28 protein-coding genes are annotated in these 24,851 nt (G+C 60.1%); 9 read left to right on the top strand and 19 right to left on the bottom strand.

The window, feature by feature from the left end:
• Positions 1-147 precede the first annotated feature (147 nt).
• From sucD to sdhC, 10 genes are all read right to left on the bottom strand, one after another.
• The gene (sucD, locus tag FHT92_RS20305) at positions 148-1,050 is read right to left on the bottom strand and encodes a succinate--CoA ligase subunit alpha (RefSeq protein ID WP_183749476.1); all 903 of its coding nucleotides are present in this window, start codon (positions 1,048-1,050) and stop codon (positions 148-150) included.
• Between the two features lie 13 nt (positions 1,051-1,063).
• Entirely contained in the window at positions 1,064-1,555 is a 492-nt protein-coding gene (locus tag FHT92_RS20310) for a DUF1579 family protein (RefSeq protein ID WP_183828731.1), read from the bottom strand.
• 8 nt (positions 1,556-1,563) lie between these two features.
• Positions 1,564-2,757, bottom strand: a complete 1,194-nt coding sequence (gene sucC / locus FHT92_RS20315) for an ADP-forming succinate--CoA ligase subunit beta (protein ID WP_183828734.1) — start codon at positions 2,755-2,757, stop codon at positions 1,564-1,566.
• 36 nt (positions 2,758-2,793) lie between these two features.
• A complete protein-coding gene (gene mdh / locus FHT92_RS20320) occupies positions 2,794-3,756 on the bottom strand; it encodes a malate dehydrogenase (protein ID WP_007822364.1) in 963 nt (320 codons plus the stop codon).
• Between the two features lie 174 nt (positions 3,757-3,930).
• Complete coding sequence (zapE, locus tag FHT92_RS20325; protein ID WP_183828738.1) at positions 3,931-5,094, bottom strand: cell division protein ZapE; 1,164 nt, start codon at positions 5,092-5,094, stop codon at positions 3,931-3,933.
• A 48-nt stretch (positions 5,095-5,142) separates the two neighbouring features.
• On the bottom strand, positions 5,143-5,649 hold the full coding sequence (locus FHT92_RS20330) for a protease inhibitor Inh/omp19 family protein (RefSeq protein ID WP_183749654.1): 507 nt from the start codon (positions 5,647-5,649) through the stop codon (positions 5,143-5,145).
• 278 nt (positions 5,650-5,927) lie between these two features.
• Complete coding sequence (locus FHT92_RS20335) at positions 5,928-6,707, bottom strand: succinate dehydrogenase iron-sulfur subunit (protein WP_007822372.1); 780 nt, start codon at positions 6,705-6,707, stop codon at positions 5,928-5,930.
• Positions 6,708-6,722: 15 nt separating this feature from the next.
• Complete coding sequence (sdhA, locus tag FHT92_RS20340; RefSeq protein WP_183828741.1) at positions 6,723-8,564, bottom strand: succinate dehydrogenase flavoprotein subunit; 1,842 nt, start codon at positions 8,562-8,564, stop codon at positions 6,723-6,725.
• 7 nt (positions 8,565-8,571) lie between these two features.
• The gene (sdhD, locus tag FHT92_RS20345; protein ID WP_183749471.1) at positions 8,572-8,952 is read right to left on the bottom strand and encodes a succinate dehydrogenase, hydrophobic membrane anchor protein; all 381 of its coding nucleotides are present in this window, start codon (positions 8,950-8,952) and stop codon (positions 8,572-8,574) included.
• Between the two features lie 11 nt (positions 8,953-8,963).
• The gene (gene sdhC, locus FHT92_RS20350; protein ID WP_183749470.1) at positions 8,964-9,356 is read right to left on the bottom strand and encodes a succinate dehydrogenase, cytochrome b556 subunit; all 393 of its coding nucleotides are present in this window, start codon (positions 9,354-9,356) and stop codon (positions 8,964-8,966) included.
• A 301-nt stretch (positions 9,357-9,657) separates the two neighbouring features.
• On the opposite strand from sdhC, the gene FHT92_RS20355 reads away from it, so the two are divergent.
• Positions 9,658-10,152, top strand: coding sequence for a hypothetical protein (locus FHT92_RS20355; RefSeq protein ID WP_183828744.1), 495 nt, complete (start codon positions 9,658-9,660; stop codon positions 10,150-10,152).
• A gap of 97 nt (positions 10,153-10,249) precedes the next feature.
• Here the strand turns inward: FHT92_RS20355 and FHT92_RS20360 are convergent, their stop codons facing one another.
• From FHT92_RS20360 to tsaD, 5 genes are read right to left on the bottom strand one after another with little or no spacing between them, the layout of a single operon-like run.
• The gene (locus tag FHT92_RS20360; protein ID WP_183828747.1) at positions 10,250-10,897 is read right to left on the bottom strand and encodes a methyltransferase; all 648 of its coding nucleotides are present in this window, start codon (positions 10,895-10,897) and stop codon (positions 10,250-10,252) included.
• 6 nt (positions 10,898-10,903) lie between these two features.
• On the bottom strand, positions 10,904-11,335 hold the full coding sequence (locus FHT92_RS20365) for an EVE domain-containing protein (protein ID WP_183828750.1): 432 nt from the start codon (positions 11,333-11,335) through the stop codon (positions 10,904-10,906).
• Between the two features lie 5 nt (positions 11,336-11,340).
• On the bottom strand, positions 11,341-11,634 hold the full coding sequence (locus FHT92_RS20370) for a YciI-like protein (RefSeq protein WP_183749466.1): 294 nt from the start codon (positions 11,632-11,634) through the stop codon (positions 11,341-11,343).
• A gap of 9 nt (positions 11,635-11,643) precedes the next feature.
• Positions 11,644-12,627, bottom strand: coding sequence for an NAD(P)H-dependent glycerol-3-phosphate dehydrogenase (locus FHT92_RS20375; protein ID WP_183828753.1), 984 nt, complete (start codon positions 12,625-12,627; stop codon positions 11,644-11,646).
• Positions 12,624-13,721 (bottom strand): tRNA (adenosine(37)-N6)-threonylcarbamoyltransferase complex transferase subunit TsaD, encoded by a 1,098-nt coding sequence (tsaD, locus tag FHT92_RS20380; protein WP_183828756.1) that lies wholly within the window; start codon positions 13,719-13,721, stop codon positions 12,624-12,626. Before tsaD ends, FHT92_RS20375 begins: the two co-directional genes overlap by 4 nt.
• A gap of 72 nt (positions 13,722-13,793) precedes the next feature.
• On the opposite strand from tsaD, the gene hemC reads away from it, so the two are divergent.
• From hemC to FHT92_RS20410, 6 genes are read left to right on the top strand one after another with little or no spacing between them, the layout of a single operon-like run.
• Positions 13,794-14,723 (top strand): hydroxymethylbilane synthase, encoded by a 930-nt coding sequence (hemC, locus tag FHT92_RS20385; RefSeq protein WP_183749463.1) that lies wholly within the window; start codon positions 13,794-13,796, stop codon positions 14,721-14,723.
• Positions 14,724-14,728: 5 nt separating this feature from the next.
• A complete protein-coding gene (locus tag FHT92_RS20390) occupies positions 14,729-15,445 on the top strand; it encodes a uroporphyrinogen-III synthase (protein ID WP_183828759.1) in 717 nt (238 codons plus the stop codon).
• A 59-nt stretch (positions 15,446-15,504) separates the two neighbouring features.
• Complete coding sequence (locus tag FHT92_RS20395) at positions 15,505-16,773, top strand: COG4223 family protein (protein WP_183828761.1); 1,269 nt, start codon at positions 15,505-15,507, stop codon at positions 16,771-16,773.
• A 2-nt stretch (positions 16,774-16,775) separates the two neighbouring features.
• On the top strand, positions 16,776-18,383 hold the full coding sequence (locus tag FHT92_RS20400; RefSeq protein ID WP_183749460.1) for a heme biosynthesis protein HemY: 1,608 nt from the start codon (positions 16,776-16,778) through the stop codon (positions 18,381-18,383).
• Positions 18,384-18,399: 16 nt separating this feature from the next.
• Positions 18,400-18,885 carry a TerB family tellurite resistance protein gene (locus tag FHT92_RS20405; RefSeq protein WP_183749459.1) on the top strand — a complete coding sequence of 162 codons (486 nt, stop codon included), beginning with the start codon at positions 18,400-18,402 and terminating at the stop codon, positions 18,883-18,885.
• Positions 18,872-19,621 (top strand): glutamine amidotransferase, encoded by a 750-nt coding sequence (locus FHT92_RS20410; protein WP_183828765.1) that lies wholly within the window; start codon positions 18,872-18,874, stop codon positions 19,619-19,621. Before FHT92_RS20405 ends, FHT92_RS20410 begins: the two co-directional genes overlap by 14 nt.
• Here FHT92_RS20410 and FHT92_RS20415 read toward each other — a convergent pair.
• A complete protein-coding gene (locus tag FHT92_RS20415) occupies positions 19,602-20,846 on the bottom strand; it encodes an MFS transporter (RefSeq protein ID WP_183828768.1) in 1,245 nt (414 codons plus the stop codon). The two genes, FHT92_RS20410 and FHT92_RS20415, sit on opposite strands and share 20 nt — an antisense overlap.
• Before the next feature lie 139 nt (positions 20,847-20,985).
• On the opposite strand from FHT92_RS20415, the gene FHT92_RS20420 reads away from it, so the two are divergent.
• Both FHT92_RS20420 and FHT92_RS20425 read left to right on the top strand, forming a co-directional pair.
• Positions 20,986-21,276, top strand: a complete 291-nt coding sequence (locus FHT92_RS20420) for a YggT family protein (RefSeq protein ID WP_246735523.1) — start codon at positions 20,986-20,988, stop codon at positions 21,274-21,276.
• Complete coding sequence (locus tag FHT92_RS20425) at positions 21,273-21,584, top strand: DUF167 domain-containing protein (protein ID WP_183828773.1); 312 nt, start codon at positions 21,273-21,275, stop codon at positions 21,582-21,584. Before FHT92_RS20420 ends, FHT92_RS20425 begins: the two co-directional genes overlap by 4 nt.
• Before the next feature lie 3 nt (positions 21,585-21,587).
• Here FHT92_RS20425 and ppa read toward each other — a convergent pair whose 3' ends face one another.
• The 3 genes from ppa to typA form a co-directional block, all read right to left on the bottom strand.
• A complete protein-coding gene (ppa, locus tag FHT92_RS20430) occupies positions 21,588-22,124 on the bottom strand; it encodes an inorganic diphosphatase (RefSeq protein WP_183828776.1) in 537 nt (178 codons plus the stop codon).
• Positions 22,125-22,272: 148 nt separating this feature from the next.
• The gene (locus FHT92_RS20435; RefSeq protein WP_183749653.1) at positions 22,273-22,779 is read right to left on the bottom strand and encodes a GNAT family N-acetyltransferase; all 507 of its coding nucleotides are present in this window, start codon (positions 22,777-22,779) and stop codon (positions 22,273-22,275) included.
• 197 nt (positions 22,780-22,976) lie between these two features.
• Positions 22,977-24,797, bottom strand: a complete 1,821-nt coding sequence (gene typA / locus FHT92_RS20440; protein ID WP_183749454.1) for a translational GTPase TypA — start codon at positions 24,795-24,797, stop codon at positions 22,977-22,979.
• Positions 24,798-24,851: the final 54 nt, after the last annotated feature.

Raw genomic sequence — 24,851 nt, forward strand, 5'->3', positions numbered from 1 at the left:
CGCCTCCTGACTTAGATGAATTTGCCGGCTTCATCGCCGGCTGCCGCATTCCGATTGCCGCCTGTCCGCGGCGCATCCGCATTGAGTAAGTGGAGAGCCGGGCGGAGGCCAGGATGCCGTTCCTCCGCCCGAGGTATATAAGTTGGATTAGCCCTTGAGGACTTCAACCAGCGTCTTGCCGAGGCGAGCCGGAGATGGCGACACCTTGATGCCCGCCGATTCCATTGCTGCGATCTTCGATTCCGCGTCGCCCTTGCCGCCGGAAACGACAGCACCGGCATGGCCCATGGTGCGGCCCTTCGGCGCGGTACGGCCTGCGATGAAGCCGGCCATCGGCTTCTTGCGGCCCTTCTTGGCTTCGTCCTTGAGGAACTGAGCTGCGTCTTCTTCAGCCGAGCCGCCGATTTCGCCGATCATGATGATCGAGGTCGTGGCTTCGTCGGCCAGGAACATTTCGAGCACGTCGATGAATTCGGTGCCCTTGACCGGGTCGCCGCCGATGCCGACAGCCGTCGTCTGGCCGAGACCTTCATTGGAGGTCTGGAAGACGGCTTCGTAGGTCAGCGTGCCCGAGCGGGAGACGATACCAACGGAACCCTTGCGGAAGATCGAACCCGGCATGATGCCGATCTTGCATTCTTCCGGCGTCAGGATGCCCGGGCAGTTCGGTCCGAGCAGGCGCGAGTTGGAACGGTCGAGGCGGGCCTTGACACGAACCATGTCCATGACCGGGATGCCTTCGGTGATGCAGGTGATGAACGGGATCTCGGCGTCGATCGCTTCGATGATCGCATCGGCGGCACCTGCCGGCGGAACATAGATGACGGACGCGTTGGCGCCGGTCTTTTCCTTGCCCTCGGCAACGGTTGCGAAGATCGGCAGGCTTTCGCCCTTGGAGCCGGTCCAGGTTTCGCCACCCTTCTTCGGGTGAATACCACCGACCATCTGCGTGCCGTAGTAAGCGAGCGCCTGTTCGGTATGGAACGTGCCGGTCTTGCCGGTTAGGCCCTGAACCAGAACCTTGGTGTCTTTGTTGACGAGAATGGACATGCGAGGCCTTTGTTTAGGAGAGGTTGGAAGACGTGAGGGACGCGCGACGATAGGTGCCGCTGACGACCTCCTGCCAAGTATCGCTGCCTGCAGGCGAAAAGCTGACGCCCATCCGGTAGCAGTCTTCATTTTCAAATGTGAATACGGTGCGCTGTCTGCCGCGCGGTGAAGCCTTCATCAGCACCAATTCATTGCCATTCCACGCACCGGAAGCCGGTGAGGGCGGAGCAAAACCGACGCTGTCGAACTGGTAGAGCTTGTAGCTCTGGTCCGAACCGTCGAAGCCAAAAATATTACGGGCTTCGAAGGAAACTTCTCCGTCACGCATCTGGCGGTAAGATTGCTCGACGAAGAACCCGCCGAACAGCGCCTCGCCGGAGAGCGAAGCGCTGGCCTTGCCTTCCTTCGTCCAGGCCGAAGCCGCGACATGCTCTTCCCCTTCCCAGAGGCCGGCAAAGACCTCCAGACGGAAATGAGCAGCACTGGGCGTGGACTGGGAAGCCATGACCGTTCTCAACCGTTGATCGCAGTGACGATCTTCTTGGCCGCATCATCCAGATCGTCAGCAGCCGTAATGGCCAGACCCGATTCGTTCAGGATCTTCTTGCCGAGCTCGACATTGGTGCCTTCAAGGCGAACCACGAGCGGAACCTTGAGACCGACTTCCTTGACCGCGGCAATGACGCCCTCGGCAATGACATCGCACTTCATGATGCCGCCGAAGATGTTGACGAGAATACCTTCGACCTTGGGGTCGGCGGTGATGATCTTGAAGGCTGCAGCAACCTTCTCCTTACCGGCGCCACCACCGACGTCGCAGAAGTTTGCCGGCTCCTTGCCGTAGAGCTTGATGATGTCCATCGTCGCCATGGCAAGGCCGGCGCCGTTGACCATGCAGCCGATGTTGCCATCGAGCGCCACGTAGGCGAGGTCCCACTTCGAGGCCTCGATTTCCTTGGCGTCTTCTTCCGTCTCGTCGCGCAGCGCCTTGACGTCATCGTGACGGAACAGAGCATTACCGTCGAAAGACATCTTGGCATCGAGAACGCGCAGATGGCCGTCCTTCATGACGATCAGCGGGTTGACCTCAAGAAGGGCCATGTCCTTCTCGCCGAACGCCTTGTAGAGCGCCGGGAAGAGCGTCTTGGCATCTTCTGCGGCTGCACCGTCGAGCTGCAGCGCCTTCGAGATTGCGGCAACGTCGGCAGCCGTAACGCCTGCTTCCGGATCGATCGCGATCGTGTGGATCTTCTCAGGCGTGTCGTGGGCGACCGCTTCGATATCCATGCCGCCTTCGGTCGACACGACGAAGGCTACCTTGCCGACCGAACGGTCGACCAGGAGCGAGCAATAGAGTTCGCGGGCAATGTCGGCGCCATCTTCGATATAGAGGCGATTGACCTGCTTGCCGGCTTCACCGGTCTGTGCGGTCACCAGCGTATTGCCGAGCATTTCCTTGGCATGAGCAACGACTTCGTCGATCGACTTGGCGAGACGAACGCCGCCCTTGGCATCCGGACCAAGTTCCTTGAACTTGCCCTTGCCGCGGCCGCCCGCATGGATCTGGCTCTTGACCACATAAAGCGGACCGGGAAGCGACTTGGCGGCAGCCTCGGCTTCTTCAACCTTGAGGATAGCCACACCCTGCGCGACCGGCGCGCCATAGGTCTTCAGCAGAGCCTTGGCCTGATATTCATGAATGTTCATGGGTTTATCCCTATTTCGATAACGTCAGCGCACCGATTACTTGAGGGCGGGCGCGATGTTGATGCAGGCTTCGCAGAGACCGGCGACGGCGCCGACGGACTTGTCGAAGGCTTCCTTCTCGGTCTTGTTGAGATCGATCTCGATGATGCGTTCGACGCCGCCGGCACCGATGACGGTGGGAACACCGACATACATGTCCTTGACGCCGTACTGGCCGGTGAGGTGGGCAGCGCAGGGCAGGACGCGCTTCTTGTCCTTGAGATAGGATTCAGCCATTTCGATCGCAGAAGCGGCTGGAGCGTAATAGGCCGAACCGGTCTTCAAGAGGCCGACGATTTCGGCGCCGCCGTCACGGGTGCGCTGGATGATTTCTTCGAGGCGTTCCTTGGTGACCCAGCCCATCGTGACGAGGTCGGTCAGCGGAATGCCGCCGACGGTCGAATAACGGGCAAGCGGCACCATCGTGTCGCCGTGACCGCCGAGAACGAAGGCCGTGACGTCCTGAACGGAAACGTTGAATTCCTTGGCGAGGAAAAGACGGAAACGCGAGGAGTCGAGAACGCCGGCCATGCCGACGACCTTGTTGGCCGGAAGGCCGGAGAACTTCTGCAGCGCCCAGACCATGGCGTCGAGCGGGTTGGTGATGCAGATGACGAAAGCGTTCGGGGCATATTTCTTGATGCCGGCGCCGACCTGCTCCATGACCTTGAGGTTGATGCCGAGAAGGTCGTCGCGGCTCATGCCCGGCTTGCGCGGAACACCGGCAGTGACGATGCAGACGTCAGCACCTTCGATGGCGGAATAGTCGCTGGCGCCAGTCAGGTTGGCATCGAAGCCCTCGACCGGGGAGGACTGTGCGATATCGAGACCCTTGCCCTGGGGAATGCCGTCGGCAATGTCGAAGAGGACGATATCGCCCAGTTCCTTCAGGCCGGCGAGATGCGCCAGCGTGCCACCAATCATGCCAGAACCGATGAGTGCGATCTTGTTACGCGCCATTTCGCTTTTCCTTTGCGATCAAAATCCGTCGGGCGACGCGCGGGCATCGCCCAATGCCGCAATCGCATAGACCTAAAGCCAAAAAATGGCAATGCATTATTTTTGGTGCAATAATTTCAATCGTTTAGATATTAAAATTCTTACGTAAACGTAAGATCGTTTGTCACTAAAGTGTTACTCGGCAGCCCGCCGTTCATGGTGCGCTGCGAGATATTCCGCGCTTCTCATCTCAAAAAGGCGAGATGCCGTACGATCGAATTCAAAGCCTTCAGTGCCGCGTCTTTCAATGAGCAGATCTTCGGGCATGGCGGCGGCGGAAGCATAGAGGCGGGTGCCATGATCGTAGAGCGTATCGATCAGAATGATGAAGCGTTTGATCTGGTTCCGCTTTTCAGGGCCGAGCAAGGGAATGTGATCGAGGAAGATCGTGTCGAAGCGTTCGGCGATAGCCAGGAAATCGGCAGCACCCAGCGGTTTTTCGCAGAGAGCAGAGAAGGAGAAGCGCGCCATGCGGTCGACAGCAAGCGGCACATGGATTGTCCGCCCCTTCATGGCAATTTCCGTTGGCTGCGCCTTGCGGCCGTGCAGCGCCTGCGTCCACGACGCATCCATCGCCATGTCGGTGCGCTCATCGATCGGGACGAGATAGACCGGCTGGCTGTTCAGCTTCTCCATCCGGTAGTCGGTCGGCGAATCGAGCGAGACGATCTCGACATGTTTCTTGAGGAGACTGACGAAAGGCAGGAAAAGCCCGCGATTGAGGCCATCCTTGTAGAGATTGTCGGGCTCGACATTCGAAGTCGCCACCAGCACGCAGCCGCGCTCGAAAAGCTCGGAAAACAGCCGCGACAGGATCATCGCATCGGCGATATCGGTTACGGTGAATTCGTCGAAGCAGAGCAGTTCCGCTTCCGCGAAAAGGGCAGCGGCGACCGGCGGCATCGGATCGGCCTGCTTCGTCTCGCCGTTCTTCAGCTTTTGCCGATGGACGGCGATGCGATTGTGCACATCCGCCATGAATTCGTGGAAATGCGCGCGCCGCTTTTTCCGGCAGGGCGCCATTTGGAAGAACATATCCATGAGCATAGTCTTGCCGCGCCCGACGCTGCCATGGATGTAGAGGCCTCTAATACCGGCCTCGGTCTTCTTCTTGGGAGCAAACAACCAGCCGAGCGCGCTACTCTTGGCAGCAGGCTGCTTCCGCTTGAGAGCGGCAAGCACCCGGTCGAGGCACTTGGCCACATCCATCTGGGCAGAATCAACCTGCAACGTCCCCGATGCGGTCAGCGATTTGAGCTGCTCGGTGACGCTGAGCGAATAGTCTGGCATTGGCTGCATGAGGGCTTGTCCGCCTATGCGTAACCGGCGGAACCCCGCCGGACTGTCTTACCGGCTGAGGGTGATCGGCTGCCCGGTCGAGGTCTGGCCATTGAAGCTGTTGTCGGCGACCTTGTAGACGGAACCGATCTGGTTGCCGCTGCGATCCTTGAGCAGAACCTGCTTGCCGGACACTTCCCAGGAGCCCATGGCTGTCAGCTCACCAACGCAACCGCGCGTACCGCCGCGCGATCCGCTGCCGAGATTGGTGAGCGTCAGGAACATGTCGCAGGTGCCGTTGACACGCCAGCTGCCGACCATCGATTCCTTGGTGACATCAAGCGAAGTCGCTGGTGCAGCACCGCCCGGCTGGACACCCGCCGTCGGCGCCGTCGAAGTCGGAGCGGCGGGAAACTGTCCGGTCGGAGGAGGCAGCTGGCCGCCCTGTACGGAAGGTACCGGCTGCGCGGTCAGCGGCGGAGGTGCGCTGTTACTGCTGTAATCGTATGAGGTGCGTTGGCATCCCGCCAAGGCCAGAGCGGCCGTTAGACCCGTCACCACATATCGCAACTGCATCATCAAGCTCCCGAATGTCCGCCTCAACCGCAGAGATATTTCAATTCTGGGTTCGAATTACCGTATTTCACTTTGGTTAATCAAGTCAGCACAATACAAATCAGCCTTCGAGACACCTATGGCGAAGCCGGCACAATTCAACCAACCGCTCGCCGGACTTCTTGCTGGTAAAATATGTCAGCAAGGTGTTGTGCCCGGGCGTCTCGTTCTTGATTAAGTTTGATCCGTTCGGCGAAGTCGAGATAACGCTCAATTGAATTCGATGGAGGCGTCGGCGCTCACACGCGACGCTCGACCATCATCTTCTTGATTTCGGCGATTGCCTTGGCCGGATTCAAACCCTTCGGGCAGGTCTGCGCACAGTTCATAATCGTGTGGCAACGATAAAGGCGGAAAGGATCCTCGAGATTGTCGAGGCGCTCGCCGGTCGCTTCGTCTCTGGAGTCGATCAACCAGCGATAGGCTTGCAGCAGGACGGCCGGGCCGAGATAACGGTCGCCGTTCCACCAGTAGCTCGGACAGGAAGTCGAGCAGCAGGCACATAGGATGCACTCATAGAGACCGTCGAGCTTCTGACGATCTTCATGGCTCTGCTTCCATTCCTTGGCGGGCGTCGGCGAAACCGTCTTCAGCCAGGGCTCGATCGAGCGATGCTGGGCGTAGAAATTGCTGAGATCCGGAACCAGATCCTTGACCACGGGCATATGCGGCAGCGGGTAGATCTTCACCGTGCCCTTGATGTCGTCCATGCCCTTGGTGCAGGCGAGCGTATTCGTGCCGTCGATATTCATCGCGCAGGAACCGCAAATGCCTTCACGACAGGAACGGCGCAACGTCAGCGTCGGATCGATCTTGTTCTTGATGTAGAGAAGCGCGTCGAGAACCATCGGCCCGCAATCGTCGACATCGACATAGAACGTGTCGATCGACGGGTTCTGGCCATCATCGGGGCTCCAGCGATAGACGCGGAACTCGCGGGTGTTCTTGGCACCCGCCGGCTTGGGCCACACCTTGCCTTCGCGCATCTGGGAGTTCTTGGGAAGAGCGAGTTCAACCATGTCAGGTTCCTCTGATCAGTATACGCGGGCCTTCGGCTCGATCTTATGGGGATCGATTCCGTCTGCGATGAGGTCGGTGTGGACAGGCCGGTAATCGAGCTTCACGTCGCCCGACTCGCTCACCCAGGCCAGCGTGTGCTTGCGCCAGTTGACGTCGTCACGGCCTGCGAAGGCACCTGACGTGTAGTCTTCGCGGGCATGCGAACCGCGGCTTTCCTTGCGAGCCTCGGCGCCGTAGATCGTCGTGATGGCGTTTGCCATCAGGTTCTGCAGCTCAAGAGTTTCGACGAGGTCGGAGTTCCAGATCATCGAGCGGTCGGTGACCTTGATATCCTTAAGCTCGCCCCAGATTTCCGAAAGGCGGCGGCAACCGGATTCCAGCGATTCCTGGGTGCGGAACACGGCTGCGTCTTCCTGCATGGCGCGCTGCATCTTCTCGCGCAGCACCGCCGTCGGCGTGCCGCCATTGGCGTAACGCAGGCCGTCGAAACGGTCCATGATCTTGTCGCAGGCAGCCTTGTTCAGCGCCGGTACCGGCTCGTTGCGGTCAATGATCTCGCCCGCACGGATGGCGGCGGCGCGACCGAAGACCACGAGGTCGATCAGCGAGTTGGAGCCAAGGCGATTTGCCCCGTGAACCGAGGCACAGCCGGCTTCACCGACGGCCATCAGGCCGGGAATGATGCGTTCCGGGTTGGAACTGTCGGCATTCAGCACCTCGCCCCAATAGTTGGTCGGAATGCCGCCCATATTGTAGTGGACGGTCGGCAGGACCGGGATCGGTTCGCGGGTCACATCGACGCCTGCGAAGATCTTGGCGCTCTCGGAAATGCCCGGCAGGCGCTCGTGCAGCACGGCCGGATCGAGATGGTCGAGATGCAGGAAGATGTGGTCCTTGTTCTTGCCCACACCGCGGCCTTCGCGGATTTCCAGCGTCATGCAGCGCGAAACGACGTCGCGCGAGGCGAGGTCCTTGGCCGACGGCGCATAGCGCTCCATGAAGCGCTCGCCTTCGGAATTGACGAGATAGCCGCCTTCGCCGCGCGCGCCTTCGGTGATGAGACAGCCGGAACCATAGATCCCGGTCGGGTGGAACTGCACGAATTCCATATCCTGCAGCGGCAGACCCGCGCGCGCGATCATACCGCCGCCGTCGCCGGTGCAGGTATGAGCAGAGGTCGCCGAGAAATAGGCGCGGCCGTAACCGCCGGTTGCCAGCACTACCATCTTGGCAGCGAAGCGATGGATCGTGCCGTCGTCGAGGCACCAGGCGACGACGCCGGTGCAGCGGCTGCCGTCATCGGACATGATCAGGTCGAGCGCAAAATATTCGACGAAGAATTCAGCATTGTTGCGCAGCGACTGGCCGTAGAGCGTATGCAGGATAGCATGGCCGGTACGGTCGGCAACGGCGCAGGTGCGCTGCACCGGCGGGCCTTCGCCGAAATTCTGCATGTGGCCGCCGAACGGGCGCTGGTAGATTTTGCCTTCCTCGTTGCGCGAGAAGGGCACGCCGTAATGTTCCAGCTCATAGACCGCCTTCGGCGCTTCCATGGTGAGATACTGCATGGCATCGACGTCGCCGAGCCAGTCGGAACCCTTGACGGTGTCGTAGAGGTGCCACTGCCAGCTATCGGGCGTCATGTTCTGCAGCGAGGCGGCAATACCGCCCTGGGCGGCAACCGTGTGCGAGCGGGTCGGGAATACCTTGGTGATGCAGGCCGTGCGGAAACCCTGTTCGGCCATACCGAGCGTGGCGCGCAGGCCGGCGCCGCCGGCGCCGACGACGATCACATCATAGGAGTGATCGACATAGGTATAGGCCTTCCCATTCTGAGCGGGTGAAGACGTTGCCATGATACGGTTATCCTACGAATGCGATTTTCAGAATGGCGAAGAGACAGAGGCCGGCGACCAAAACCGCGAAGAAGGTGTTCAGCATCAGGAGCAGCAGCTTGCCGATCTCGCCGTGAACATAGTCTTCGATGATGGCCTGCATCCCGAGCTTCATATGGATGGTGCCGGAGATGACCATCAAGCCCATGATGACGGCAACGAACGGATTCGACAGCGCGCGAACCACGTCAGGATAGGGCGCGCCGGCATAGACGATCATGAAGATGGCGAAGAAAATGATGAGCGGGATGTTGGAGACAGCCGTCAGGCGCTGGCGCCAGAAATGATCGGTGCCTTCCTTGGCGGAGCCGAGACCGCGAACCTTGCCCAGAGGAGTGCGCATATCCATGAGTGCGACCTTCAGAAGCGAATGATGAAACCGATCACCCAGACCAGCACGGTCAGACAGAGCGATCCAATGACGTTGGCGATGGCGAGCTTGGTGGAGAATTCCTTCTCGAATCCGTGTCCGAGATCCCACATCAGGTGACGGAAGCCGCCGAGCATATGGTGCAGCAAGGCCCAGGTATAACCGAGCAGGACGAGCTTGCCGATAATGCTGCCAAGCACCCAGTTGGCCCAGTCGTAATATGCCTGGCCGGTGGCCGCCGCGATGAGCCACCAGGCAATCAGCAGCGTGCCGAAATAAAGAGCGCCACCGGTAATGCGGTGAACGATCGACATGGCCATAGTGGGGATAAGCTTGTAAACTTGCAGATGCGGCGACAGGGGCCGGTTTGTCACATTCGCCATCAGAACCTCGCGGCGTCTTCCATTTGCCCTTGATGTCAGGGGCATTCTCAGTCAACCACACGAATGACAAAATTCTGTGTGCGTTGCATCATTCTCGACGTTTAATCACCGAAACCCCTGACGACAAGCATAATTGCTGCCTGCTTTTAATTTAATCGATTCGCGTTACCGGGAAGTTTTCAACACCGCGAAACTCGTCTCTTTCGCTCATTTTTTAAGCCGCCCTTATGCCGCGTGGACAAGATCAGCCTTTAGGCGCAATCTGGCGTTAACGATTTGTTAGCGTTTCGGAGTTTGGTCCATGTTTCGCAGTCTGTCCAAGACCACCCTTGCTCTCCTTGCGGTGCTGACAGCGCTACCAGCAGCAGCAGGAGAGCGCAACTTCGATCATCGCTTTCCGCGCCATAACGGTTTCAGTGACGGCGTCTTCCTCGGCAGGCGCACTCATTGGGATAGTGGCCTGCACTTCAGACGCGACAACGTTATCCGCTATCGTCCTCGTACCCCGTTTCTGAAGCAGTTCAGCTATCCGGGGACAAGCCGCTATGGCCGCAGCAACATCGTTATCATTGCGGCCCAGCCCCAGAGCTATGATCAGAATTACGGGAGCAACGGCATCTACGCTGGATCGTCCTATGCCTATCAGACCGATGGCGGGACCTATGTCGGCGGCGACGGGTACTATCGTCTGGCTGCGCCGGAACGTAACCTTGCCCCGAAGGCCAAGGTCATCGATGTCGGCATCGCTGATGATCCCTGCTCCTATGAGACCAATGTCTGTGTCATCCGACCTTAAGTATGTCGCGCAAAAGTGCGCAGCGGTTTTGCGACAACGACATGCTAAAACAAGAGCTTAAAGCGTAGCAGGCGAATCTGAAAGATCGCGATACGCTTTAGGGCCTGAACCGCCAGACAGTCGTCTTCTTGACCTCGCTGTCTTCAAGCGCCCGGGTCACGGGCACCTCATAAACGGCACAAAACTCCAACCTGTCTTTTGGCAGATAGGCCCGCCCCGGATCGCCGACCAGGACATCCTTGCCCTCGGCAGAGAGAGTTTCGAACCAGGGCACCAGCGCACAGGCGAAGGATTTGTCATAGAAAACGTCGCCTGCAAGAACCACATCCGCATCGACATTCTGCCCAATGAGATCGGCTCCGGTGAAATCCAGTGAGACGGAATTGACGGCCGCATTCAGCCGCACCGCCGTCTGCGACCACGGATCGATATCGGCGGCCGTCACCTTGGCCGCACCAGCCTGGCTTGCGGCAATTCCCACCAATCCGGAACCGCTCGCGAAATCGAGGACGCACTTTCTTTTGACCGTTTCGGGATGATCGAGAACATAGCGCGCCAACCCCTGCCCGCCCGCCCAGGCAAACGCCCAGAAAGGCGGCGGCAGGCCGATTGCCTCAAGCTCCTCTTCCGTCTTCAGCCAGAGTTCATGAGCTTCGCTCGCCAGATTGAGCCGGATCTCCGGCACATGCGGCGGAGCAAGCAGGCTGGTATTGGCGCGGATGAAGGTTTCCGGGTCGGTTTTCAAAACGGCTCAGCGCGGCGGGTTGTCAAAACCGCCCATGCGGCAAACCTCGGCCCATTCGTCATCCGTCACCGGCTGCACGGAAAGCCGCATCGAGGTGACCAGCGACATCTTGGACAGTTTCTCATTTGCCTTGATATCCTTCAGCGTCACCGGCTTCGGCACATCCATGACCGCGCGGATATCGACACAATCCCAGCGATCGTCGCCCTTCGCCGTCGAATCCGGATGCGAGAGCGCACAGACCTCGACGATACCGACGATCTCCAGCCCGTCGTTGGAATGGTAGAAGAAACCCTTGTCGCCTATCTGCATGGCCCGCATGTTGTTGCGCGCGAGGTAGTTGCGCACACCGGTCCATTCGGTGCCCTTCTCTCCGGCGGCCTTTTGCTGCTCCCAGGACCAGGCCGCAGGCTCGGATTTATAAAGCCAGTACGCCATCCCGCTTAAGCCTCCGGCTTATTGAAGACCCAGTTGAAGGGCTTGACTTCGACGTTTTCGAAGAGACCGGCCAGCGCGTAAGGGTCGGCAGCGCCGAGCGCGTTGGCTTCTTCCAGTGTTTCTGCATGAACAATGACGAGACTGCCATTCGACTTGCCTTCAGCATCGAGGAATGGGCCAGCCATGGCAAGCTTGCCTTCAGCATTCAGCTTGTTGAGATAATCGAGATGGGTCGAGCGCGTTTCCATGCGCACGTTGAGATGGCCGGGCTTGTCCTTGCAGAGAAGGGCGAAAAGCATGTCTGTCTCCTATTCGGTCGTAATCGGACGCGTCATCAATTGTTCGATGGCTTCGGATATGCCGAGCTTGCCTTCGATGATCGCAGAAACCGCATCGGTGATCGGCATCTCGACACCGAGTTCTTCGGCAAGCCGCGAGGCAACCGCCGCCGCAAAGGCGCCTTCCACCAGTTCGCCGCGCGAAGGGTCGACCTTTTCGCCGCGCCCGAGCGCGATGCCGAAACGCAGGTTGCGCGACTGATGGCTGGTTGCCGTCAGTACCAGGTCACCTAGGCCGGAAAGTCCCCGCGCCGTATCGGCATTGCCGCCCTTGGCGACGATGAAGCGCGACATCTCGGCAAGCCCGCGGGCAATCAGTGCCGCACGCGCCGAATCGCCGATACCGCGGCCTTCGACAATGCCGCAGGCAATCGCCAATACATTCTTCAATGCTCCGCCAAGCTGCACGCCGATGCGGTCTGCTGAGGCATAGAGCCGGAAGGTGCGCCCGGAAATCGCCTGCGCCAGCCGTTCGGCAATCTGCATGTCAGCCGCGGCGATCGCCATGGCCGTCGGCAGCCCCTTGGCGATGTCGGCGGCAAAGCCTGGACCGGAGAGCACGCCGACCGGGTGATCGGGCAATTCCCGTTCCAGCATGTCGGTCAGAAGCGCACCGGTCTGCCGTTCGATGCCCTTCGCGCAGGTGACCACGACAGCGTCCTTAGCCAGGTAAGGACCATACTGCCGCGCGGCATCCCCCTGTGCCTGCGAGGGCATGGCAAAGAGCACGATGCCCGCGTCGCCGATTGCATCTGCCTCAGCGGAAAATTCCAGCGCTTCAGGCAGTGGGATGCCAGGCAGAACAGCGTCATGAAGCCGTTCGGACCTGAGATCTTCGATCAGCGCGGGATCGCGGCCGACGAGTACAGCCGAATTGCGCCCTGTGAGCGCGATGACGGATGCAAGCGCCGTACCGAAAGCTCCCGATCCGACCACAGCGATCCGTTCGCTCATGCCTTGGCTCCCCGCTTTCCGGATCCGAGCACGGTCCCGGTCCTGGAATCGAGCGGCCAGCGCGAACGGGGCTGCACATCGAGATCGTCTGGTGCGACGCCCTTCGCCATGCGCTCAAGTCCGGCCCAGGCAATCATCACGGCGTTGTCGGTGCAGAGGTGGAGCGGCGGCGCGATGAAACGGAAGCCATTCTTGTCGCAGAGCGCCTGCAGCGTGCTGCGGATCTCCTGGTTCGCTGCGACACCGCCGGCCACCACCAGCGCCGGCTTTTCGGGAAGGTCCGGAAATTCCACCTTGAACCGCTGCAGGCCGCGGCCGATGCGATCTTTCATTGTGCGGGAAATCGCTTTCTGGAAGGAGGCACAGACATCGGCGACATCCTGATCCGTCAGCGGCGCGATCTCGGTCGCTGCCTGGCGCACGGCCGTTTTCAGCCCCGAGAAGGAAAAATCGAGCCTCGCTTCGCCGACGAGCGGCCGCGGGAAATTGAAGCGATCGGCATTGCCACCCTGCGCCATCTGCTCCACCGCCGGCCCGCCGGGGTAGGGAAGGCCGAGCAGTTTCGCCGTCTTGTCGAAAGCTTCGCCCAGCGCATCGTCGATCGTCGTGCCCCAGCGCTCGTACTCGCCGATGCCGCGCACGAGGATGAGCTGCGTATGGCCGCCGGAAACGAGCAACATCAGATAAGGAAAGCAAAGACCATCCGTCAGCCGCGCCGTCAGCGCATGGCCTTCCAGGTGGTTGACGGCATAAAGGGGTTTGCCGGTCGCCTTGGCGATCGCTTTGCCAGTCATCAGCCCGACAAGCAAACCGCCGATCAGGCCGGGGCCCGATGTCGCGGCAATCGCATCGACATCCGAGAGCGACACATTGGCGCGCTTCAGGGCCTCGTCGATCAACTCGTCGAGCGCTTCGACATGGGCGCGAGCGGCAATTTCTGGCACCACGCCGCCATAGGCACTATGCTCGTCCAGCTGGGAAAGAACGACATCCGACAGCACCTTGGAGCGGCCTTCGGCATCGCGCTCGACGACCGCAGCGGCGGTCTCGTCGCAGCTTGTCTCGATGCCCAGGATGCGCAGAAAGGGAGCCATGAAACCTGTTCGTTGATTGCGATAGGGTTTAAACCCGTTTACGAGAACTCCGGTAACAACGGATCAAAGCGGATGCAAACAAAACCTTTCCGGATCGGCACGCGGGGCAGCCCGTTGGCGCTCGCGCAGGCACACGAAGCCCGCGACAGGCTTATGGCGGCTCACAATCTGCCGGAGGAAATGTTCGAAATCGTCGTTCTGACGACCAAGGGCGACCGCATTACCGACCGTTCGCTGGCCGAGATCGGCGGCAAAGGACTTTTCACGGAAGAGCTCGAGCAGCAGCTCGCGGCCGGCGATCTCGATCTCGCCGTGCATTCGAGCAAAGACATGCCGACTGTACTACCGGAAGGTCTTTATCTCTCCGCGTACCTTCCGCGCGAAGATATCCGCGACGCCGTCGTCGGCCGCACCGCGCCGAAGCTGATCGACCTGCCGCACGGCGCAACTGTCGGTTCATCCTCGCTGCGCCGTCAGGCGCTCATCCGCCGCATGCGACCGGACATCAATGTCATCACCTTTCGCGGCCTCGTCGACACCCGCCTGCGCAAGCTTCAGGAAGGCCAGGTGGATGCGACCCTTCTGGCACTTGCCGGTCTCAAGCGCCTCGGCAAGGTCGAGGTGATCACCGATATTCTTGACCCTGACAGCTTCCCGCCGGCACCCGCCCAGGGCGCCATCTGCATCGAAAGCCGCATCGGCGACACAAGGATCGACGAGCTGCTGGCGCCGATCAATGATGCGCCCACATTCGACACGGTCTCCTGCGAGCGCGCCTTCCTGGCCGCCCTTGATGGCTCCTGTCGCACGCCGATCGGCGGCTACGCCGTCTGCGAGGGGGATCAGATCCGATTCTCGGGCCTTATTCTCACGCCTGACGGCCGCCACCAACATGCAATCACCATCGACGGCAACCGCCGCGACGCCGCAGCCCTTGGCACCCGCGCCGGACAGGACGTGCGCGCAAGGGCCGGCAGCAGCTTCTTCGAGGACTGGAGCTAGCCTGCATGCGCGTGCTCGTCACCCGTCCGGCGCATTCGGGCGAGCGCACCGCTCAACGTTTGCGCGAACTGGGTCACGAGCCACTATTGCTGCCGCTCACCCGTCCCGTCCACGACAAGGCCGCCGCTCGGCAGGCCCTGGAAACGACCACCGGGGCGATAGCCGTAACGAGCGCCGAAGCTGTGCGCACCTTGCAGTCACTGGGGGAGGCGCTGACGCCTCACCTTTCGCGCCGTCTCTTTGCCGTTGGTGAAACCACAGCCTACGAGGCCCGCAGGCTGGGATTCCATTCTGTCTCGGCATCGTCGGGCAGCGGCCGCGAGCTGGCGGAGCTGATCGCGGCAAGCAAGGTCGATAGGCTTCTCTATCTCGCCGGCAATCCGCGCGCCGAGACTTTCGAGAGGCGCCTGACGGAGCTCGGGCGGCATTTCTCGGTGGCCGAGTGTTACCGAATGGAGCCTGTCGCGCCCAGCCCCGAGGCCGTCGCAACCCTCCTGACGAACAACCCTCCCGATGCTGTTCTTTTCTATTCCCGCCAGACGGCCGGAAATTTCTTTGATATCCCGAGGGTAGAGTCCCTTTTGCTGCAGCTGCCGAAAATCCGTCTCATTTGCCTCAGCAACACTGTTGCGGAAGCTGTTCCATCCATTTTGAGGACAGTCCTGGAGATTTCACCGATGCCGGATGAAAAAAGCCTTTTGTCGCTGCTTAGAAGGCTTTAGCCGCCCAAATTTGATCTAACCTCTTCCCTTAATTGCCATCCCTGTCTAGTTTCGTTGCAATGCAGGATAATGAGGACCTCATGGTATCGGGAAATCCGCCACGCCACTCGAAGAGCTCCGATAAGCCGGTCACGATTGACCTGGACGCGCAGGACTTCACCCCGGCGGCCGATTCCGAAAAGCCTGCCGAAGAAGCCGCACAAGCAGCCAATGACACGCCTGTCGCCGAAGCCGCTGCGGAGGCCAGCGGTGAACCGCTGTCGGAACACGAGAGCGAACGCGCCGCCGGCTCGCAGGAAGAGCCCCTCTCCAAGGAGCTCCCGCCATCGGAACCGCTACAGCTGCCTCCACCACAAAAGGGCGTGGTCACGTCGGGCCTGATTGCCGCCGGCATCTTCGGCGGTCTTGTCGCGCTGATTGGCGCCGGCGCGATTCAATATGCCGGTTATCTGCCGGGCTCCTCCACCCGGCAGACGAACTCTGCCGAAATGGCCGACCTCTCCGGCGAGATCGAAGGCCTCAAGCAATCGGTTGCAAGCCTTGCCTCCAATCCGCCGCCGGCAGCCGATAATAGTGCCCTCGAAAAGCGCATCGCGGCTCTCGAAGCGGTGCCTCAGACGGGGGCATCCGATACATCGACCGGCTCCGCAGGTATCGAAGCACTCAACCAGAAGATTGCAGATCTGACAGCTCAGATTGCTCAGTTGAAAACGAGCATTGCGCAGACCACCGAACAGCAGGCCTCAAACGGTGCCGACATTACGAGCCGCCTTGCCGAAGCCGAAAAGAAGCTGAACGAACCGCGCGAGGATGTCGCCGTTGCCCGCGCCATCGCAGCCGCAGCTCTCAAGGCCGCGATCGACCGCGGCGGCCCCTTCATCGCCGAACTCGATACATTTGCGGGGGTAGCACCCGATGATCCGGCTGCAGCCGATCTGCGCGGCTTTGCCGAAACGGGCGTTCCCTCCCGTGCCGAACTGATTCGTCAGGTTCCCGATGTCGCCACCGCCATCATTGAATCCGTCAATCAGCCGGATCCTAATCAGAGCTGGTCGGACCGACTGATGTCGAGCGCCAAATCTTTGGTCTCGGTCCGTCCCGTCGGCAATGTCGAAGGCGAAAGCGTTGAAGCGATCGCCGCGCGCATCGAGGACAAGGTCAAGAACGGCGATCTGCCCGGTGCAGCTACCGAATGGAACAGCCTGCCTGCTGTCGCAAAACAGGCTTCTGCCGCCTTCAAGCAATCGCTCGAAGCTCGTATCCGCGTCGAGGATCTCGTCAGCGGTACTCTCTCCAAGGCCGTTTCCGGCACCGGCAAGGAAGGATGAGCATGGTCCGTCTGATTATCTTCGCGCTCCTCGTCCTCGTTCTCGCCTATGGTTTCTCCTGGCTTGCCGATCGCCCCGGCGACCTGTCGCTGCTCTGGGAAGGTCAGATCTACCAGACAAAACTGATTGTCGCGGCAAGCGCCATCATCGCGCTGATCGCCGCCGTCATGGTGGCCTGGTGGTTCGTCCGCCTGATATGGACATCGCCGCATTCGGTGACGCGCTACTTCCGCGCCCGCAAGCGCGATCGTGGCTACCAGGCCCTGTCGACTGGCCTCATCGCCGCCGGCGCAGGCAATGCCCTGCTCGCCCGCAAGATGGCCGCCCGCTCGCGCGGCCTTATCCGCGCCGATCAGGAACCGCTGATCAACCTTCTGGAAGCACAGGCCGCTCTCATTGAAGGCCGCTACGACGAGGCTCGTTCTAAATTCGAGACCATGGCCAACGACCCCGAGACGCGCGAACTCGGCTTGCGGGGTCTTTACCTGGAGGCCAAGCGCCTCGGTGCTAACGAGGCCGCCCGTCAATATGCGGAAAAGGCGGCCGACAATGCCCCTTACCTACCCTGGGCCGCGCAGGCGACGCTCGAATATCGCAGCCAGTCCGGCCGCTGGGACGACGCCATCCGTCTCCTGGAACAGCAGAAGGCAGCTAAGGTCGTCGAAAAGGCAGAGGCAAACCGCCTCCATGCCGTGCTGCTGACTGCCCGCGCCGATGACAAGCTGGAGAGCGATCCTGCCGGCGCACGCGACGATGCCCTCCAGGCGCTGAAACTGTCGGCTGATTTTGTACCCGCCGCACTGATTGCTGCAAAGGCGCTGTTCCGTGAAAACGGTATACGCAAAGCGGCCTCCATTCTCGAACAGGCGTGGAAGGCTGGACCACATCCCGAGATTGGCCGTGTCTACGTCCGCGCCCGCAGCGGCGATTCCACGCTCGATCGCCTGAAGCGCGCCGAGCGACTGGAGGGCATGCGGCCGAACAATGTCGAATCTCTCCTCGTCGTCGCTCAGGCTGCACTCGATGCGCAGGAATTCGCCAAGGCGCGCGCCAAGGCGGAAGCTGCCGCCCGTATCGAGCCCCGCGAGGCGGCCTTCCTGCTGCTTGCGGATATCGAGGAAGCAGAGACCGGCGATCAGGGTCGCGTGCGACATTGGCTGGCACAGGCACTGAAGGCGCCGCGCGATCCAGCCTGGGTTGCCGATGGTTTCGTTTCCGACAAATGGCTGCCGGTCTCGCCGGTGACCGGCCGTCTCGACGCCTTCGAGTGGAAGGCGCCTTTCGGCCAGCTCGAAGGACCAATCGAGGAAGGGTCGACCACCTCGATCGAAACGGCGCTGAAGACCTTGCCGCCGCTGCGCGATACCCGGCCGGAAAGCGTGGTGAACGACCACCGAATTATAGAACTGGAACGGGCCGCAACAATTGCGGAAGCCGTGCGGCCGGGAGCTCCGGCCCCCGCGTCGGCAAAAGTCAACGAACAGTCCGCTTCCCGATCGGCTCCTGCTGCGTCCGAACCAAGACCCTTCTTTGGCGGCCTGCCGGATGACCCTGGTGTCCGCGATCCCAAGATGGAACCGGAAACCAAGACACGGCTCCGCCTTTTCTGAATGGAACGAAAACCACATGTTCGAACGCTTTCAGGCATTCTTCCAGAATCTGACCGCCGACCGCCCGAAATCAGGCTTTGCCCCCGATGACCCGCGCATCGCGGTCGCCGCGCTCTGTATGCAGGTCATGGAGGCCGACGGCCAGATCAAAGACAGCGAGAAGAAGCGGCTGCGCAAGCTCCTGAAGGAGCAATACGCGCTCGATGGCAAACAGCTGGACGCCCTGATGGCCGCGGGGCTGGAAGCCGAAAGCACGGCAGTCGATTATTTCCGCTTCACCTCCGATCTCAAGAGACATCTCAATACCGAGCAGCGTCTGGAGCTGATCGGTATTCTCTGGGATATCGTCTATGCCGATGGCGAGCGCAGCGAGATGGAGGACCATGTGATCTGGCGGATCGCCGATCTCCTGGGTGTGTCTTCCCGTGAGCGTATTCAGAAGCGGCAGGAGGCGGCCGCAAGGGTTACGGACGCACAGGTGGTGCAGGATGACGCTGACTGACAGAAGCATCAGACGCGACAGGCGCCCTATTCTCATCATACTCCATCAGGAGCGCTCCAGCCCCGGTCGTGTCGGCCAGCTTCTCGTTCAGAAAGGCTATCATCTCGATATCCGTCGCCCCATCCTTGGCGACCCCTTGCCTTGCACCCTTGAAAACCATGGCGGTGCCGTAATCTTCGGCGGCCCGATGAGCGCCAACGATCCCGACGAATTCGTCAAGGCGGAGATCGACTGGCTGGAAATACCGCTCAAGGAAAACCGCCCCTATCTCGGCATCTGCCTTGGCGCGCAGATGTTGGCTCGCAATCTCGGCAGCAAGGTCGCCGCCAATAATGATGGGTCGACAGAGATCGGCTGGTATCCGCTGCATACGACCGAAAGGGGTCGGCGGCTGATGCGCTGGCCGAAGATGGTCTACCACTTCCATCGGGAAGGCTTTGAACTGCCGCATGGCGCCGAGCTGCTGGCATCCGGCGACGCCTATCCTAACCAGGCCTTCCGCTACAATGGCAACGCCTGGGGCCTGCAATTCCATGCGGAGCTGACGCGGGTGATGATGCATCGCTGGGTCGTGCACGGCGCCCATCGCTTCATCCTGCCGAATGCACAGCAGGGACGCGAGCATCTGGAAGGCCGCATGCTGTTCGACGCGCCGCTCAAAGCCTGGCTCGACGACTTCCTGGATATAGTCTTCGAAGGCAAGACGGCAGCAGCTGCTACGCGGCTTCTCGTATAGGCGCGTCGAGCGTATCGATCTTCCTGAGCTTCGGAAAGCCGCTTGCCCAGATTGCCGCGACTGCAAGCGTGCCGATGCCGCCGATAATGACAGCCGGAACAGCGCCGAAAACCGACGCCATAGTGCCCGCGCGGAATTCCCCGAGCTCGTTGGATGCGCCGACAAACACCGTATTGACCGCGTTGACGCGGCCACGCAGATGATCCGGCGTCCAGAGCGCAATCAGGCTCTCGCGAACATAGACGGAAATCATATCCGCAGCGCCCATGAGGGCGAGCGCTGCGATTGAAATCTCAGTATTGGTCGAGAAGCCGAATACGATCGTACCGAGGCCGAAAATCGCCACCCCGATAAACATGTACAGGCCGGCCTTATGCTTCAGCGGATAGGCGGCAAGGAAGATCGCCATGATGATGGCGCCGACACCTGGCGCCGAGCGTAGCAGGCCGAGGCCCCACGGCCCGAGCGTCAAGATATCTCGCGCAAAGATCGGCATCAGCGCGGTAGCGCCACCGAGGAGAACGGCGAAGAGATCGAGCGAGATGGCACCAAGCACCACCCTCTCTTCCCGAATATAACGGAAGCCGCCGAGGATCATATCCCAGCTCTTGGCCTCGCCAGCCGTTTTCTGCGGCGGTTTAGGGATCATATAGAGCAGAATCGCGCCGAGCACGGAAAAGATGACGGCGACCGTGTAGGCCGTCGATGCACTGACGCCGTAAAGCAGACCGCCAAGCACAGGGCCGGTAATGGCTGCCAGCTGCCAGGAAGACGAATTCCATGCGATCGCATTGGAGAGATCCTCTTCCGGGACGAGGTTTGGCGCAAGCGACTGCACCGCCGGCGTCATGAAGGCGCGCTCGATACCGAAGATTAAGAGCACGACGAAGACCGGGATCGGAGAAAAGCTGCCAGTAATCGTCATTCCCAGGAGCGCAAGCGTGCAGAGCGCGCTGACGAGCGAGCAGATCGAGGCGATGGCGCGACGATTGTGCCGATCGGCCACCGAGCCGGTGACGAGGATCAGGACGAGAGACGGCAGGAACTGCACGAGCCCGATCAGGCCGAGATAAATGGCGCTGCCGGTCTGGTCGTACATCTGCCAGCCGACGGCAACGCTGACGATCTGCTGCGAGAAGGAAAGCAGAAACCGCGCGAAGAAAAAACGGGTGTAGGACGGATGCCGGAAGGCGGCAAAACGGTCTCCGGTGGGTGAAAGCGACATGAAGCTTTTCCGAGGAAACGAGCGCCGAAAGCCATGCAGGAGCGGCCGCTAAATATGATTCACCGTACGTTTCCACACGGCACTTGCTCGTTTAGTCGCCAATGTCTACATGTCTGTCAACAACGAATTGGAGACGACGATGATTGCACTGTTTCAAACCATTGATTTGGCTTTGCAACTTTATACCTGGATCCTGATCGCCAGCGCTATCTTCTCTTGGCTCTACGCATTCAATGTCATCAATTCCAGCAATCACTTCGTTAATCAGGTTGGAACATTCCTCTACATCGTCACGGAACCGGCCCTGCGTCCGATTCGCCGCCTGCTGCCCAATCTCGGCGGCATCGATATTTCGCCGATCATCCTGCTGCTGATCATCTTCTTCCTGCGCTCCTTCCTCTGGACGACGATCTATCCGCTCGTCGTTTGAACCCGCCCTGGAAAAAACTTGATGATCACGTCCGCCTCGCCGTGCGGCTGACGCCGAATGGCGGGCGGGATGCCATCGGCGGCGTCGAACCCGATGGCGAAGGGGAGATGTTGCTGAAAGCGCGCGTCTCCACCGCCCCTGAAAAGGGTAAAGCGAACAAAGCACTCATAGCGCTCGTCGCCAAATCTCTCGGTATCGCCAAATCCTCCATCAGCATCGTGTCCGGCGACACGTCGCGTAAAAAAATCCTCCGGATCGACGGAGACCCGGAGGATTTGATCAAAAAGCTTGAAATGCTTGTCGCCTGAAGATCAGGCCTTTTCTTTCTTGGCGCGTTCGATCGCTTCGAGGATGAGACCACCGGCTTCCTTGGAATCGCCCCAGCCGTAGATCTTCACCCACTTGCCGGGTTCCAGATCCTTGTAGTGCTCGAAGAAGTGCTCGATCTGCTTCAGCGTGATTTCCGGAAGGTCGGTGTAGTCCTTGACCTTCTCGTAGCGCAGCGTCAGCTTCGGCGACGGAACGGCGATGATCTTCTCATCCTTGCCGGAATTGTCTTCCATCTTTAGAACGCCGATGGGACGGACGTTGATAACGCAGCCCGGAACCAGCGGACGGGTGCTGGCGATCAGCACGTCGATCGGGTCACCGTCTTCCGAGAGCGTATGCGGCACGAAGCCGTAGTTCCCCGGGTAGGTCATCGGCGTATAAAGGAAACGGTCGACGACCAGCGTGCCGGCTTCCTTGTCCATTTCATACTTGATCGGATGACCGCCGACCGGAACCTCGACGATAACGTTGACGTCTTCAGGTGGATTCTTACCGATTGAAACGGCGTCGATGCGCATAGGAAACTCCCGGGAGGTTGAATTGCTCGAAGCCAGTTAATCGGTTTCATCTCGCAACGCAACATGCCTCGCAAGCGATGTATAATATGCGAGGCCCCAGAATATAAAATTTCTCTAATGAAAGATGCAGCATCTTCGGCGCATGCAATCAGTTCCAAACGAAGCCGATCTTTTTAATCTGCTTATGGTCGAAATTTTCCATGCCCTCGCAGAAGTCCATACCACCGTGGTCGCGATAAAAGTTGGCGGCGGTCTCGTTTTCCTCCAGGCACCAGACGACGAGGCCGTTGCAGCCGAGAGATTTCAGCAGCCGCCGGGCTTCGCCGAAAAGCAGTTTTCCGAGACCGATCCCCTGATATTCCGGGCGCAGATAAAGCTCGTAGATTTCGCCTTCTTGAGGCAATGCGCGGGCGCGATTAAGGCCGAGGGTTGCGTAGCCCGCAACGGTGCCTGCTACATCCAGGACAAGCAAAGTTGCCGGACCGCGGGTCGCCTTGCGCCACCAGTTTTCTCCGCGACGTTCGATCATCTGGGTCAGAGCGCGATGAGGAATGATGCCGGCATAGGTATGCTGCCATGAAAGCCGGTGGGCTTCCGAAATGGCTCGGGCATCATGCGGTTCGGCCCGCCGGACATCGATCGACAACGTCTTCATAACGCTTACTCTGGTCCTGCCGGAGGCAATTAACCATATGCGGCGACCGCATCGTGATCGATTGCCCACAGACTTGATATGTGGACGACGGAGAAAATTTAACGCTTTTTTAACGATTGTCACAAGCCGGAATCGGCGCAGCGCACAATAAAAAACCCCGGCACGAAGGCCGGGGTTTGAAGCTGCAGCTTAGGCTCTTAGAGAGCGGCCTTCGACTTTTCGAAACGCTTACGGTCGTTGGCGTCGAGATACATCTTGCGCAGACGGATCGATTTCGGCGTCACTTCGACCAGTTCGTCCTCCTGGATCCAGGAAAGTGCACGTTCCAGCGTCATGCGGATCGGCGGAGTGAGCTTCACGGCTTCGTCCTTGCCGGCGGCGCGGATGTTGGTCAGCTTCTTGCCCTTCAGCACGTTGACTTCGAGGTCGTTGTCGCGCGTGTGGATGCCGATGATCATGCCCATATAGACCTTCTCGCCGGCGTCGATGATCATCGGGCCGCGGTCTTCCAGGTTGAACAGGGCATAGGCAACGGCCTCGCCGGCTTCGTTGGCGAGCAGTACGCCGTTGACGCGGCCGCCGATCTCACCCTTGTATGGCTGGTAGCTGTGGAACAGGCGGTTCATGATCGCGGTGCCGCGCGTATCCGTCAGCAGTTCCGACTGGTAGCCGATGAGGCCGCGGGTCGGCGCGTAGAAAACGAGACGGACGCGGTTGCCACCCGACGGGCGAAGCTCGACCATTTCGGCCTTGCGCTCGGACATCTTCTGGACGACGACACCGGAATGCTCTTCGTCAACGTCGATGAGGACTTCTTCGATCGGCTCGAGAAGCTGACCGGCGTCATCCTTGTGCATGACGACGCGCGGACGCGAAACGGCAAGCTCGAAGCCTTCGCGGCGCATGTTCTCGATGAGAACGGCGAGCTGAAGTTCGCCACGGCCGGACACGAAGAACGAGTCCTTGTCGGCGCTTTCCTCGATCTTCAGCGCAACGTTACCTTCCGCTTCCTTCAACAGACGGTCACGGATGACGCGGCTCGTGACCTTGTCACCTTCGGTACCTGCAAGCGGCGAGTCGTTGACAATGAAGGACATGGTAACGGTCGGCGGATCAATCGGCTGGGCCTTCATGGCTTCCGTCACGGACGGATCGCAGAAGGTATCGGCTACGGTGCCCTTCGAGAGGCCAGCGATGGCAACGATGTCGCCGGCATGGGCTTCTTCAATCGGCTGGCGCTCGATGCCGCGGAAAGCGAGAATCTTGGAGATACGGCCCTGTTCGATAAGCTTGCCATCTTGGCCCAGAACCTTGACTGCCTGGTTCGGCTTGATCGAGCCAGAAGCGATACGGCCGGTGATGATGCGGCCGAGGAAGTTGTTGGCTTCGAGGATGGTGCCGATCATGCGGAACGGACCTTCTTCCACCTTCGGCGCCGGAACGTGCTTGACGACGAGGTCGAGCAGCGGCGCGAGACCTTCATCGGTCGGACCTGCCGGATCGTAGTTCATCCAGCCGGCACGGCCGGAACCGTAAAGGATCGGGAAGTCGAGCTGTTCGTCGGTCGCGTCGAGCGCGGCAAAAAGGTCGAAGACTTCGTTGACGACTTCCTCGGCGCGAGCGTCCGGGCGGTCGATCTTGTTGATGGCAACGATGGGGCGCAGGCCAACTTTCAGGGCCTTGCCAACGACGAACTTGGTCTGCGGCATCGGGCCTTCGGCAGCATCGACGAGAACGATAGCGCCATCCACCATCGACAGGATGCGCTCGACTTCACCGCCGAAGTCGGCGTGGCCGGGCGTGTCGACGATGTTGATGCGCGTGTCTTTCCACTCGATCGACGTCGCCTTGGCGAGAATGGTGATGCCGCGTTCTTTTTCGATATCGTTGGAGTCCATCACGCGTTCCATGACGCGCTGGTTCTCGCGGAACGAACCGGACTGTTTCAGAAGCTCGTCGACGAGGGTCGTTTTGCCATGGTCAACGTGCGCGATGATCGCGATGTTGCGAAGTGCCATATGTCATAATCTCTGAGGCTGGGGCGCTACGCCAAGTGGACGCGCCATTTATGT

The organism is Rhizobium sp. BK377 (genome assembly GCF_014193935.1).
GTDB lineage: Bacteria > Pseudomonadota > Alphaproteobacteria > Rhizobiales > Rhizobiaceae > Rhizobium.